Origin of the sequence: Rickettsia koreansis (genome assembly GCF_046532895.1) — a bacterium.
Lineage (GTDB): Bacteria > Pseudomonadota > Alphaproteobacteria > Rickettsiales > Rickettsiaceae > Rickettsia > Rickettsia rickettsii.
On sequence record NZ_WHLZ01000001.1, the window covers coordinates 219,485 to 233,628 of the forward strand.

Below are 14,144 nucleotides of genomic sequence, written 5' to 3' on the forward strand. Positions count from 1 at the left end.
CGAGCAAATTACGAAGCAATCCTGGGAGTTTATTATTATTTTATGAGATTGCCGCACAGCTTACGGCTGCGTAGCTCATGACGACCCTGGTAACCTCTTCTCGCAATGACGGATAAATCAATCCACGTAACTCTAGCAATCCTTTGATTTTAACAATAACACATTTGTATTAAGTAATGGCATGCATACGTTTTTAACTTCATTTAATAAGGCCTCATTGCTTATTTCTTGGTTTAATTCGTTGCGTACCGCATCAAATATTTCTCTTAAACTTTTCTCTTCTACCATATATTTAAAAATATATTTAGTGCTTCTAAATATCGACATTGAGATATTAACATTATTTAATATCCCATTATTAATAGTAAAATTAATGGCATTATTTACTGCTGAAGGATTAGATTCCAAATGCTCATAAATTTGTTTAGCAAAATTGGCAATATTATGGAAGTACGGTATATTATCAAGGTCATCAAGAGAGGCTACACTATCTTTTTGATTTGATACGTAAAATGAATGTTTAATAATATTACCGGTAAGTATTTCGGAAATTGCTTCTCTAGTTACTTTATCCATCTTTTTAACTTTTTGTAGAAGTGAAAAATCTTTTATATAATTTTCCGGTCTTAATAAAATTTTCTCTAAAGGATCAAGATAATCAACAAAATTTAAGCTTGCTTTTTCTACGAATTCATATAACTCAGGAACGGAATAGGCTCTATCCTGTTTGTTCAGGAACATATCATAAACTCCGACGTCACCGAAATTTTGGTAATCTGAAAATAATTCCCAACCTCTTTTATACCAGTTAGTAGCAGGCAAATTATCTAGAATTAGCTTCCCGTTCATTACTTCTTCGACACGGCTTTTAGTATCTTTATTTATCATTTTCATTAAATCCTGAATTTGATAAACACCGGTACGTCCGTATTTAGCATATACCATTAAACCCATACCGCCGGTCGGCTTTAAAGAATCTTTTAGATTTTTTAAACCTTCATCAGGATTTGCTAAATGATGAAGCACGCCGGTACAATTTATATAATCGAATTTTCCAAGTTTTAGATTAGGTATATTTAATATTGAATCATTAATCCATTTAATATTTTTAAGACCTCGTACTTCTGCACGTTTTTGTGCTACTTCCATGCTAGGCTTGCTGAAATCTAGATATATTATTTCGGCATTTTTATCTTTTAACTGCTCGGCAAGATAAATAGTCGAATCACCGGTGCCGCCGCCTGCTATTAAGCATCTAAAATTATTATTAAAATTTTCTTTTCCTTGATATAGAAAATGGTTTAATTCTCCTAAGAACTCACCACATGTTGCAAGTAAATATTCTTTTTCTTGATTTGGGTCTCTGAAAGGATAAGGATAACCTTGATAATGCTCTTGTACTTCTGCTACGTCTTTAGAAATTGTAGTATTTTTTGTTTTCTTTAAATTTCGCATAAATTATTATTTTTTAAGTTGTTATTATATATACTTGTCTATCTCTACTCTTTTAGAAGTATATCTTTTATAATTAATTGAATAGTATAATTATTTTGCCAATTATTAGTTTTTAACGTTCCTATTGCGGCAATATTTTTTGCTTTAGGGCTTAATAAAACATCTTCAAATGCAGTTCCTACCGAATTAAAAGCAATAGCAGATAAGGCTTTATTACCAAAGCCTCGCTTATTTGGAACAAGCATACATTTAATATGCTTACTTCCAACGATATCCGCTTTTAATACAAATAAATCATCAAATTTAAATATAGGCTCATGATTTCCTTGACCGAAAGGCTCTAAAGTGTTTAATTCCTCCATTAAAGGGAAATTCACACTATTAACCGTTAAATCAATATCATATTCCGCATGCTTATAATTTTCTAGTTTATTTATACTAATTCTAAAAGCATTATTAAAAAAATTCTGCAATTCTTGTAATTTTTCAGCCGTTACGGTAAAACCTGCCGCCATAGCATGACCTCCGCCTGCTATTAGCAAATCTTTGCTTTTAGCATTGATAATTTCAGCACCAAAATCAATACCTAAAATAGAACGGCATGAAGCTTTACCAATCCCATCATTTAAAGCTATAACTGCCACCGGCTTATCAAATTTTTCTTTTAATTTGCCGGCAACGATTCCTATAACGCCTGGATGCCATCCTTCTTTTACGATAAATAATAAACTACTATCTTGTTGTGTCAAAGCAATTTCCATCGCTTCTTCTATCATTAATAACTCAATTACTTTACGCTCATTATTATGTTTTTCAAGTTCTTTAGCTAATTTATTTGCTTCATTAGAACAACTAGTAGATAGGAGATTAGCCCCTAAACTTGACTTTCCTACTCTACCGCCCGCATTGATACGCGGACCTAGAATAAACCCTAAATGATAACATTTTGGTATTTCATTAAGCCCTGCCATATCATATAATGTTTTAATCCCTATATTTTGCCTTTGTTGCATTACTTTCAATCCGCTTGCAACAAATGCACGATTTAAGCCTGTTAATTTCATCATATCGCAAACAGTACCAAGAGCCACTAAATCTAGATACTGCATTAGATTAGGCTGAAGCATTGTTTGTGTGAAATAATTTTGCTTCTTTAAATTCGATAATATTGCAGTTGCAAATAAGAAAGCAACTCCTACGGCTGCCAAATGTTTATATTCGCTTTTTTCATCAATACGATTTGGATTTACTATAGCTACTGCATCCAGTAATATTTCCGTAGCTATATGATGATCGATTACTATAACATCAAGGTTAACGTCTTTTGCGTATTTTAGGGCTTTATGTGCCATAGCACCGCAATCAACCGTAATTAATAATTCTGTGCCGTTATCTTTAATTTTTTGTATAGCAAAAGGAGTTGGACCGTATCCTTCAGCTATACGATCAGGAACATAAATATCACATAGTATATTTAAATCTCTAAAAATATTTTTAAGTAAAGCGGCTGAAGTAGCACCGTCTACATCATAATCGGCAAAGATACATATTTTTTGGTTATTTAAAATAGCTGTAACGGTTCTATCTACAGCCTTTTCCATATCAAGTAGATGAAAAGGATCAGGTAATAAATTTTTGATTTTCGGTCTCAAGAAATTTTCTACTTCCTCTAGATTATTTACTCTTAATGATACTATCCTAGCAAGTAAATCACTAATTTTGAAACTACGACATAACTCGGTGACTATATCTTCGTTAATCATTTTCTGCTGCCAGATTTTACCGTTTATAGATGCTTGTGGTTTCATTTGTTTATTAGGTTGTATTTTTGCTGTATATTGTCATTGTGAGTAGGCATTGTTGCGTGGATCAATTTCACCTTTATCAAGCCACGTGGTGACAGAGGTGAAATTGATCCACGCAACAATGCCTACTCACAATGACAATATACACTTATATCTCCAAAAGTTTTTTAGCTTCATCATCCGCAATTAAAGCTTCAACAAACTCATCTAATTGTCCGTTTTTAACTACTTCGTCTATCTTATAAAGTGTTAAGTTTATTCTATGGTCGGATACTCTTCCCTGTGGGAAATTATAAGTACGTATCCGCTCCGAACGATCTCCCGAACCTATCTGCCCTCTTCTGCTATCGGATCTTTCTTGTTCCTTTTTACGTCGTTCTTCTTCATAAATTCTAGCACGTAGAATTTTTAACGCCTTTGCTTTATTTTTATGCTGTGACTTCTCATCTTGCAAGGCTACGGTAATACCGGTAGGGATATGAGTTATACGTACGGCAGAATCGGTAGTATTAACGTGCTGTCCACCAGCCCCTGAAGCTCTATAAGTATCGATTCTTAAGTCTTTATCTTCAATTTTAATATCAACCTCTTCAGCCTCAGGAAGTACTGCAACCGTTGCTGCCGAAGTATGAATACGTCCTTGTGATTCCGTTTCCGGTACTCTCTGTACTCTATGAACGCCTGACTCAAATTTGAGCTTAGAAAATACATCTTTGCCTTTTATTGATGCTGATGCTTCTTTATAACCGCCTATTCCCGTATCGGAAATTGCTAATATCTCAAAACGCCATCCTTTTAACTCAGCATATCTTTGATACATATTAAAAAGTACGGCAGCAAAAAGTGCAGCTTCTTCTCCACCGCTTCCTGCTCTAACTTCAATAATAGCACTTTTACTATCCGCATCATCTTTTGGTAATAAAGCAATTTTTACGGCTCTTTCAAGTTTTGGTAACGAATTTTCAAGAGTGTATATTTCGTCTTCAATCATTTCTAAAGTGGCATTATCAAGTCCCACTTCTAGCTTAAAATTATTTGCTTCTTCAAGCTCAGATTTAGCCTTATTATATTCTTTAATTTTTGTTACAACATCTTCAAGTTCTGCATATTCTTTAGATGCCCTAACAAACTCGTCTCCCATAATGCCGGAAGATAGTTTGTTGCCTAAATTTTCGTATTTATCTAAAATTTTTGCTAAATTATCTGAAAAACGCATGTTATTTTATTGTGATTTGTTTATGGGTGAGATTTCAACGTTATTGCGAGAAGCAACTGAAAGTTTCGACGAAGCAATCTCAGGATATTTGACGAGATGGCCACTCAGCCTATGGCTGCTCGTAATGACGACTTATATCAACATCAAAGCGGGACTCTCTATAAACTTTTTAAATGCTGCCAAGAACTCAGCACCGACTGCTCCGTCTACTACTCGGTGATCGGCAGAAAGAGTTACGTCCATAATTGTTGCTATAGTTATTTGATCATTCTTGACTATAGCACGTTTTGCACTAGCTCCGACGCTCATTATACAACTTTGCGGTGGGTTAATTATAGCATTGAAATTCTTAATACCGTACATACCGAGGTTAGAAATGGTAAACCCTCCGCCCTGAAATTCTTCAGGGGTTAATTTATTATCTTTTGCTTTCTTTATTAATGCTTTCATTTCACGAGATAGTTCTAGAATGTTTTTTTGATTGGCATTTTTAACTATCGGTGTAACAAGCCCGTTCTCAATCGCTACCGCTACTGAAATATCGACATTATTGTAATATCTAATTGCATCTTCTCCCCAGCTAGCATTGGCATTTGGCACTTCTTGTAAAGCTTTGGCTACTGCTAGAATAATAAAATCATTAACCGATATCCTTGTTGATTTATCTTCAGAAAAAGATTTATTCATGTCTTCTCTTATATCTAACAATTTATCGACATTACATTCTATAGATAAATAAAAATGTGGAACTGTTTGTTTAGATTCAAGCAGACGCTTGGCTATAATCTTGCGGATATTATTATTTGGTACTAAACGATATTCTTCAGGATTTCTGCTAACTATTTTATTATGAGCAGTGCTAGGAGTATATGATAAGATATCTTGTTTGACTATTCTACCGTGCGGACCGCTACCTTTCACGCTCTCCAATCTAATATTTCCCATTTTTGCAAGTCTTTTTGCAAGCGGTGAGGCGAATATTTTACTAGCATCATGTTTTATAACTGTTACCTGTTCTTCTACATTAGCTATATTCTCGCGGGGTTTCGGAAGATTAGCATCTGTTTTCGGTGACGGTGATACACTATTATTTTTTGCAATAAACGCATCAATGTCCGTTTTTTCTTCTCCCTCTTCACTTAACACAGCAATTAAAGAGTTAACAGGTACATTTTGACTATTTTGTGGGATAACTATTTTGGCAAGTATACCTTCGTCTACCGCTTCTATTTCCATCGTTGCTTTATCGGTTTCAATTTCAGCAATTACTTCTCCAGGATTCACTTTGTCCCCTTCTTTTTTTAACCACCTAGCTAGATTTCCTTCCGTCATAGTTGGAGATAAAGCAGGCATTAAAATTTTAATCGGCATAACTTATTTAGATTTGACTTTTTATTGTTGTTATTACACGTCATTGCGAGGAGAAGCAAAGCCTCGACGCGGCAACCTCATGAAACAGTAAAATTCCTGAGATTGCCACACTCTCTACGTTCGCGCGCAATGACGATTTGAGTAGCTATTGTACCTTAATATCAGGGCTAACGATCATTATCATCTGTTTACCTTCCATTTTAGCATGCTGATCGATTTTAACGAGTCCTTCGAGCCCTACTTCTATACGTTTAAATAGTTCTTGACCGACCTCTTTATGAAGAATCTCTCGTCCCTTAAACCATAAAGAAATTTTTACTTTATCTCCATCTTTTAAAAATTCTTTTATTTTTCTTAATTTAGTTTCAAAATCACCGATACTAATATTAGGTTTAAATTTCATTTCTTTAAGTACGACGATTTTTTGTTTTTTGCGTGCTTCATGCAAACGTTTTTTGCTTTCGTACTTAAACTTACCAAAATCTAGAATTTTACAGACAGGGGGTACAGCATTCGGTGATATCTCGACTAAGTCAAGACCAGCTCTTTCCGCCATATCTAATGCTTCTCTAATATTTACGACGCCGTGCATTTCGCCGTTTTCGCCTACTAAACGAACTTCTCTAGCTCTGATTTCTCTATTAGCCTTAGGAAAATTATTTTTAGAAATAAAATTTCTCCGTATTATGTTTATAAATAAATATATATTGCATTTAACTTATTTTATTTAAAATTACAAGTAAATAAAATATTTTATCTTTAATTTTATTTAGACAGTTTTAAAAAAATTGAAACTACAAGGCAAATTCCAAATATTAATAAACAGATTCGTGTTAATTTAGCGACTCTTGCCTGTATTTTCAAGTTTTTTAGGTCTATAGCATGCTTATGAGCTTGCTCTTGTTGTGCCATATGCATTAATTCCTGTAAAGTACCGGGATAAATACTCTCATACTCACTGATTAAATCAATTGGCGGTAATATATGTTCAAATTTTTTACGGTAAAAATTATTATCAGGTTCGTTTACACTAAAAGTCTTAGCATAACCTTTATTTAATCTATTATTTTTGTTAAAAAAACGTTTAGTCTCTTTCATATTCCTTTTTTATTTTTTGAAATGTATATAATATATTACTTTCAACTATTTTAAAATAATCAATTAATTGCGTTTCTTTTTTTTGCTGTTGTTTGGAGCTTTTCATATTTATTATATTCTTTAGCTCTGCATATACTAGTTTTATAAAACTTTGTTTCATTGATTATACTAAATTTATAAAATCTGTTTTTGGTATTAGCGGTTCGCTCCTAAAATTTATAGCATTATTAAATTTATTGCAACAGGTTATAAAATTTTTATCACATCCGGCAGTAATTTTTACTTCCTCGGCATCTTTAACATAATCCGGTATAATATCCTCTAATATAATCAAATCACCGAAATTGCTTAGAACTTTACTGTTAAAACGATTTTCGCTGAATATAATTTGACTGCCGTTATAATAGCCGTTTTCTTTATCTAAATCTAGTATTCTTAAACTGTCCTTGAGCATTTCTTTAACCTTATATATGCCACTATATAAAGCTTTATCTATTTTACATTGACTATCTCCGCAAACTGCTCTACATGTTTTGTTATATCGATTAATTATAGTCTGATTATATTTTACCGTTTCGGGTTTTAAATGTATTTAAAAGTTTAAATCGTATTTTGTATATAAAGTGCAATAATATGTAACGAAATGCTCAAAAACTTTGTCAATATATATTATTATTTTAACAATAGCATTATTTAAATCGATTGTTGTCGTAATGCCGTTGTCCTCAAAAATACCTTCAATGATTATATGGTTTTGTGCGGAATCGTTAAATTCCGCTTCTTTTAAATCTAAACTGGAATTCGGTAAAAAAACTCTCTCTTCACTTTTTATAGCATGATCGCTATTTGTTAAGTTTAATTCCTCACCGCTAGCTCACTTAATTTGAAAACAATAAACAAAATTCGTAAGCTTTGTAATTACCTCTTCAATCGCAATACTCATATAATCACCTACACTAACTCTATGTTGGATAACGCTATAGAACCGTCATTACAATAAGAATATTCAAAACTATCTATACTAAATCTAACTACTACGTCAAAAGTAAAATCAGCAGTTAAAATTACATCTTGACCTAAGGGACTTGGTAAGGTCACTATACCATCGTTGTAATCTACAATGCCCATAGTTCTTACATTATTAATATATAGAATTACGCTATTATTAACCGGTTTAGTGATAACTCGTTCGTAAGGAACAATAGGATCGCTATATATCTTCCTTAGCTGAAATTTATTTAAATTACCGTCCCCTTTAGCAATAACTTCGTTAATTCCTCTATAATCTGCATAATTCCTAAATCTCAAAGTAGAATTACTTCCACATCTTGCTTTAAAAAAGCTATTAAATTGCTCAAATTCCGTACTGCTTAACCTTGCATTTTTGATTAAATATTTCTGACTCGTTAATTGCGAAAGGATCTTCACTATTTTGCTGTTGACATATTTCAATAGTTTTTACTTGAGTAACAACACTTGGTTTGAGAAATTTTTCATTAATATTTACTGACAATAAGGAGGTATTTATAAATTGTTCTTGAGACAGATAACTTGGGTTTTTATTCTCTTGGGGTATATATTTATTACCCTGTTAAATTGGAGCTTAAGTAGAAGTTAAATAAATCTACAATTTAAATTTAGTAATATTTTTACTAAAAAAAAGTTCAGCAGTGGAAAAAGAGATTATTTTTTTGGAAGGTAGTTGCAATATTATTCTGCCGGTATTATCGATATCTTTAAAAAGACCGGTTACTATATCATTTTGATATTTAACGCTAATATTTTCATATAACTTATAAGCATGTTCTAACCATTTTTTTCTAATAAAAGGAAAACCGTTATTATGCCAAATTTGATAATGTTCTTCAAAATTTTCTATTAATATCTCAAGTAAAGCTTGTGGTTCTATAGGTGGTAGATTTTCGCTTATTAAGCTAGCAGTAGGCTGGTCGATATTATCAGGTTGATAGGTAATATTAATGCCGATACCGATAATAAGGTAATAATTATTTTCTACTTTAACAGATTCAAGAAGTATACCAGCAATTTTCCGACTGTTAATTAATACATCATTGGGCCATTTTAGTTGTATAATGTTATTTTCGTTCCTTATGTCATTCCCGCTTTCGCGGGAATGACATATAGAACTATGGGAGTGACATAAAGAGGTTATACTATCATAAACGCTAAGTGCCATAACAAAAGATAATTGCGGCAATAATTCTAGCTCTTTATCAGGCTTTATTAGTAAACTTACATGTAAGTTACCTGACCTAGACTGCCAGTTTTTGCCGCTTCTACCACGTCCATTAGTTTGAGATTTGGCAAGTACTGCATAGTTTGAATCAACTTTAGCATTCTGAGCCATTTTCATAGCCTCAGAGTTTGTACTGTCTAGCTTGTCAAAAACAATTAGTTTAAATTTACCGATATTCATTTTTTTAGTATCCGTCATTGCGAGGAAAGGCGAGCTTTGTTGCATGGCTCGAAAAACCCGCTCGATGTCATTCCCGCTTTCATGGGAATGACATAAAAACACCTAACTTGCCCCCTACTGACATGACTTGTAGCTACACTATGTTTGCTTTGAATTTTTGGTGCTTCGCTTTTACTCTTAGTTATAAAGCTTTCTAAATCTTGTTTAGTAAATTTAAACTTAGCAATATTTTCATCAAAGGTTTTAGTTTTATCAAATCTTACATCTTTATTTTTATCTATTCCAAGTACCTCGATGAAACTATCTTTTATTTTACTTGAAGCAGCAGTATCATTTAAGGTATACAATAAAGTGTTCAATAAGCTTTTCATTTAATTCTTTTTTGTTTAATGCTCCGGTTTTACAAAATGATAATAACATCTTTGCTTTACCATCATGATTTTCAATAACTCCTTCTTGCCATTTAGAAGTATTATTTTCTTTTGACTGAATAAACATTTCTAACAATTTAGTGCCAAATGTTTTATGTAGATTTTTATTATCATAAACTTCATAAACATTTAGTAGAAATTTTTGATGGTCAAATATTTTATCTGCTTCTTTGCCAAGGTCATGATTATTCAAATGTTCTCTAGTTTGACAATATCCTTTAATATGCAAATAATTAGAATATTTTGGTGCATCTTTGAAATCCAAAGTATCTATTCCGGCAGTATCTAAAACAACAGTGTTTAAAGCATTTTCACGTAACTGTTCATTAGTTGCTCTTAGAGTTTCAGTATATTTAAATTTTCCTCCTACTTTTGCAAGCGTCTTAAATAATATATCAGCTAAAAACTTTACGATATCACTTGGGCTGTCAAATTTTTTTGCACTATATATAGCAATATTTGCATCAGCTTCCATACCCGTACCAAACGCCATAGCTAGAGTTCTACCTTGTTTTTTAGCTAAGGTAATCTCCTCCATATTATCAGTTCTGCTTTTGTATCAAATTCCAGTTCATTGCCTTTAAAATATTTTGTTGGTATATTATCTCTATATTCGCCGTCTATATATTTTTTACTGTCAATTTCTACCGGCTTAAAAACAAGCGGTATAGAAGCAGAAGTACGGCAAGCTAAAGCAATTTCAACATTTGGCGTATCAAAGCTATTGAAAATAGTTAGTTCACTTGTCTCTTGCTGAGTTGCCATAATTACTAAATCTTTATACTGCACTGGATCGTATTTTCGCAGTAACGCTATATCCTTAAAATATATTTTACCGTTTTTTTGGTTGTATCTTTCTCTTAATTCATCAAGAGCTTTATAATATTTAACATTTACTATATCTGATCTCTGTAAAAAATTTCCTATATTTTCTTTAATAACAAGTTCTAATAGAGCATATAAAGGTTTACCGTCTTTATTTAACTGTACTATATCCGCAGAAAATCCTTTTTTTCCAAGTAAAGTTTGCAGATTTGTATTTTTAGAAATTTCTTCAAATCGCTCAGGCGAGTGTCCCAAGAGCTACCACTGTGGCAGTTATAGCACCAGCGGAAGAACCTGCTACCGCCTTGACATTATCTAAAATACCAGCTTTTTTTGCTGCCTCATAAGCTCCGGAATATATTGTGCTCCCTTAGCTCCTCCTCCACTAAAAGCTATATATTCGATAGGAGCTTTCTGTGCTTGCTCTAACTCCTGCAATGTTTTTGTTTGATTGCTAGAAGATTGTTGAATTTTTTTAGGTCTTTTAACTCCTCTAATATATCAGATTGCTCATTAACTACAGGAGTTTTTGACTCTTGCTTCAGATTATTAATAATAGGATGTTTTCTTACCTTTATATCAGCCATAGTTTTATTTTATTAAGTTATCTTCTACAAACTTCCAGTTAATCATATGCTTAATAAATATGTCAACATAATCAGGTCGTTTGTTACGATAATCAATATAATAAGCATGTTCCCATACATCACATGCAAGAAGCGGCTTCATACCGTTTGCTATAGGTGTACCGGCATTAGCGGTTTTTATAATTTGTAACCTATTATCGTGATATACAAGCCATGCCCAGCCGCTACCGAACTGCCCTACTGCCTCTTGCTTAAACTGTTCGCAAAACTCTTCAAAACTACCGAAATCTTTATTAATTTGTTCTAATATTTTACCGCTTGGCTTACCTCCGCCCTGCGGCTTTATTGAATGCCAAAAAAAGGTATGATTCCATATTTGGGCTGCGTTATTAAAAATAGCCGCATTTGAGTTTTGTGATGACCATTCTATTATTTCTTCTAAATCTTTTTTTTGTAATTCTTCTTTATCTTTGAGTAAATTGTTTAGATTTTGTACATAAGTATTATGATGCTTACCATGATGATAATCAAGAGTCTCGAGAGTAAAATGTGGTTTAAAACTTTCTTTCTCATAAGGTAAATCAGGTAAGATAAAAGGATATGAGGTTTGATTAGATTTGTTGCAATAGGTCATGTTATTTTCTCCTATGTTGGTTTTTATATATTTATAGCGAGAATCAATACGTCATTGCGAGGAAAAATTGAAAATTTTGACGAAGCAATCTCAGGAGTCCTACTTTATGAGATTGCCACGTTCCTTGCAGTTGCTTGCAATGACGATTTAGTATCCACGCAGGCATGACATCATAGTAACTTATAAAAATCGGAAGCTAAATAAAGCGATCCGGTTATTATAATATTTGCTTTATTATCGCCGTTTATCTTCTTTATATCACTAATCGCTTCTTCGAGTGAGTCGCTTGCGCTAAAATCAATACCACTCTTTCTGCCTTCCAAATTTATTGTTTCTGCACTATGGCTTAGCGGTTCAGATAAAACTTTAACGCCGTAACCTTTAATTGTCAAACCCTTAAAGTAAGAGCAAAATTCCTCAATATTCCTATTTTTAGTCATACCGAGTATTAAATATATCGATGATTTTAAATTATCACGCATCCAATTTGCCAAAACTTGAGCTCCGCTATTATTGTGAGCTACGTCTATCCAAATTTGAACATTATCACCTATTAATTTAGAATATTTTTTCGGTTCTATTTTTTCGATTCTAGCAGGCCAAATAGTATTTTGTAATCCTTTAGCAATAACCTCATTATTAATATTAAATTGTTTGTTAATAAGGCTTATTAAGGCAATAACGCTTGCAGCATTTATTAATTGATGATCACCAAGTAGCGAAGGAGTCGGAAACTCATAGGTAAAATTTCGTGATGAATAAATAAATCCGTTGTCCGTCTTTTTAATACCGAAATCATATTCATAACAGAAACTCGGTACTTCTAACTCTTCAGCCTTGGCAAATAATGTTTCATAAACTTCCAAAACTTGCATACTTATAACGCAAGGAACGCAAGACTTCATAATACCAGCTTTCTCAACTGCTATTAGGGGTAATGTATTACCCAGCATATGCATATGATCATATGAAATAGGTGTAATTAAAGTAATTAAAGGTTGTTCTACTATATTTGTTGCGTCTAACCGACCGCCTAGTCCCGTCTCTAAAATTAATATATCGGCTTTTGTTTTCTCAAATGCTAGAAATGCTGCTGCCGTAGTACCTTCAAAGAAGCTAGGTTCAATATTAAATTTTTTGCTTGCTACCCTCACCTGCTCACAAACCTGCCATAATTCATTATCCGAGATTTTCTCACCTGCTACTACAATTCGTTCATTAAATTCTAATAAATGAGGCGATGTATAGCAATGTACCTTATAACCGGCAAGCGTAAAGATGCTTTTAAGCATAGCACTACTTGAACCTTTACCGTTTGTACCTGCTATATGTATGACGGGAGGAAGTCTTAAATGAGAGTTACCTAAGGCTCTTAAAAGTCTTGTTATATTTTCAAGGTCATATTTAATGTTATTTTTCCAGGTCGGCACCGGAAAATGCGGTATTAGCATTGTTATTGATTTTTTTCATGAATGATAGAGTTATACAATATTTGTGGTCAACTTAAAGATCGATGCCATTCCTGCAAATGTGGTGTTTTTGCATGGTCCGAAAAACCTACTCTATGTCATTCCCGTGAAAGCGGGAATCCAGGGTAAAGCGAGATAAATCAAGCTTTTAGAAAGCTTAAAAGTAGCGCATTCCCGCGCAAGCGGGAATGACATCGAAACTTTAGATCAACTGTTTTTAGGCAATACTGAAGTTCATCGAGTTTTTGGTTTTACTGCATTGATAAGTCCAATTAATAATACTGATTTAATTATTCCCGGTATTATAAAAGGTAATACGCCGCCGTAAAATGCACCGCTTGCTCCTAAGAGTGTAGAGAGCCACATCCAGCCTAAACTCATAATAATTATATTACCGATCAAACATAAAGATATCTGATTTAACCATTGATTAGAAGTAAAAATTTTATCTTTTAAGCTAGCCATAACATATACGGCAATTACAAAACCTGCTAGATATCCTCCGGTAGGACCGAATAATATTCGTAAACCGCTTGAAAATTCTCCGAACACAGGGATTCCCATTGCTCCAAGAGTTATGAAAGATAATATTGTTAAAGGTGCGGTAGTCTTATTATATGTAAGTCCGATGAATATCACTGCAACGGTTTGCAATGAAATAAATATAGGCTTTATAGGTACTACTATTTGTGAACAAATAGTAAGTAATGCCACTCCTAAAACTATTTCTGTTGCTTGCCTTGTGGTTAACGGTAGTGGGATTGAATTAAGTTGCATAAAATTACCGCATGATTTATTTTTAAGTAATTAAACTAA

Annotated in this window: 14 protein-coding genes and 2 pseudogenes; all 16 read right to left on the reverse strand. The window is 33.0% G+C overall.

All coding sequences use genetic code 11. The features are described from left to right. Window positions 1-132: 132 nt before the first annotated feature. Window positions 133-1,455 (reverse strand): class I SAM-dependent methyltransferase, encoded by a 1,323-nt coding sequence (locus tag GCO76_RS01275; protein ID WP_410955910.1) that lies wholly within the window; start codon window positions 1,453-1,455, stop codon window positions 133-135. 44 nt (window positions 1,456-1,499) lie between these two features. Next, entirely contained in the window at window positions 1,500-3,263 is a 1,764-nt protein-coding gene (gene recJ / locus GCO76_RS01280) for a single-stranded-DNA-specific exonuclease RecJ (RefSeq protein ID WP_410955911.1), read from the reverse strand. A 145-nt stretch (window positions 3,264-3,408) separates the two neighbouring features. After that, window positions 3,409-4,476, reverse strand: coding sequence for a peptide chain release factor 1 (prfA, locus tag GCO76_RS01285; protein WP_410955912.1), 1,068 nt, complete (start codon window positions 4,474-4,476; stop codon window positions 3,409-3,411). A 132-nt stretch (window positions 4,477-4,608) separates the two neighbouring features. Continuing rightward, the gene (locus GCO76_RS01290; protein WP_410955913.1) at window positions 4,609-5,847 is read right to left on the reverse strand and encodes a pyruvate dehydrogenase complex dihydrolipoamide acetyltransferase; all 1,239 of its coding nucleotides are present in this window, start codon (window positions 5,845-5,847) and stop codon (window positions 4,609-4,611) included. Window positions 5,848-5,992: 145 nt separating this feature from the next. After that, entirely contained in the window at window positions 5,993-6,553 is a 561-nt protein-coding gene (gene infC / locus GCO76_RS01295) for a translation initiation factor IF-3 (RefSeq protein WP_081497909.1), read from the reverse strand. A 59-nt stretch (window positions 6,554-6,612) separates the two neighbouring features. Beyond that, a complete protein-coding gene (locus tag GCO76_RS01300) occupies window positions 6,613-6,945 on the reverse strand; it encodes a DUF2335 domain-containing protein (protein ID WP_045805780.1) in 333 nt (110 codons plus the stop codon). Beyond that, window positions 6,932-7,105, reverse strand: a complete 174-nt coding sequence (locus GCO76_RS01305) for a hypothetical protein (RefSeq protein WP_008580225.1) — start codon at window positions 7,103-7,105, stop codon at window positions 6,932-6,934. The genes GCO76_RS01300 and GCO76_RS01305 overlap by 14 nt, the downstream gene beginning before the upstream one ends. Before the next feature lie 3 nt (window positions 7,106-7,108). After that, window positions 7,109-7,537, reverse strand: coding sequence for a phage BR0599 family protein (locus GCO76_RS01310; protein WP_410956447.1), 429 nt, complete (start codon window positions 7,535-7,537; stop codon window positions 7,109-7,111). Window positions 7,538-7,660: 123 nt separating this feature from the next. After that, window positions 7,661-7,888 (reverse strand): annotated as a pseudogene (locus tag GCO76_RS01315) (hypothetical protein); the annotation flags it as partial. Between the two features lie 8 nt (window positions 7,889-7,896). After that, the gene (locus GCO76_RS01320) at window positions 7,897-8,373 is read right to left on the reverse strand and encodes a phage distal tail protein, Rcc01695 family (protein WP_410955914.1); all 477 of its coding nucleotides are present in this window, start codon (window positions 8,371-8,373) and stop codon (window positions 7,897-7,899) included. Continuing rightward, window positions 8,300-8,521, reverse strand: coding sequence for a hypothetical protein (locus GCO76_RS01325; protein WP_410956448.1), 222 nt, complete (start codon window positions 8,519-8,521; stop codon window positions 8,300-8,302). Before GCO76_RS01325 ends, GCO76_RS01320 begins: the two co-directional genes overlap by 74 nt. A gap of 48 nt (window positions 8,522-8,569) precedes the next feature. Continuing rightward, window positions 8,570-9,382, reverse strand: coding sequence for a biotin--[acetyl-CoA-carboxylase] ligase (locus GCO76_RS01330; protein ID WP_410956449.1), 813 nt, complete (start codon window positions 9,380-9,382; stop codon window positions 8,570-8,572). Between the two features lie 110 nt (window positions 9,383-9,492). Next, window positions 9,493-11,225 (reverse strand): annotated as a pseudogene (locus tag GCO76_RS01335) (patatin-like phospholipase family protein); the annotation flags it as partial. 4 nt (window positions 11,226-11,229) lie between these two features. Continuing rightward, window positions 11,230-11,859, reverse strand: a complete 630-nt coding sequence (locus GCO76_RS01340) for a superoxide dismutase (RefSeq protein ID WP_014014364.1) — start codon at window positions 11,857-11,859, stop codon at window positions 11,230-11,232. 170 nt (window positions 11,860-12,029) lie between these two features. Further along, complete coding sequence (locus GCO76_RS01345; RefSeq protein ID WP_410955915.1) at window positions 12,030-13,310, reverse strand: folylpolyglutamate synthase/dihydrofolate synthase family protein; 1,281 nt, start codon at window positions 13,308-13,310, stop codon at window positions 12,030-12,032. A 252-nt stretch (window positions 13,311-13,562) separates the two neighbouring features. Further along, window positions 13,563-14,105 (reverse strand): biotin transporter BioY, encoded by a 543-nt coding sequence (locus tag GCO76_RS01350; RefSeq protein WP_410955916.1) that lies wholly within the window; start codon window positions 14,103-14,105, stop codon window positions 13,563-13,565. Window positions 14,106-14,144: the final 39 nt, after the last annotated feature.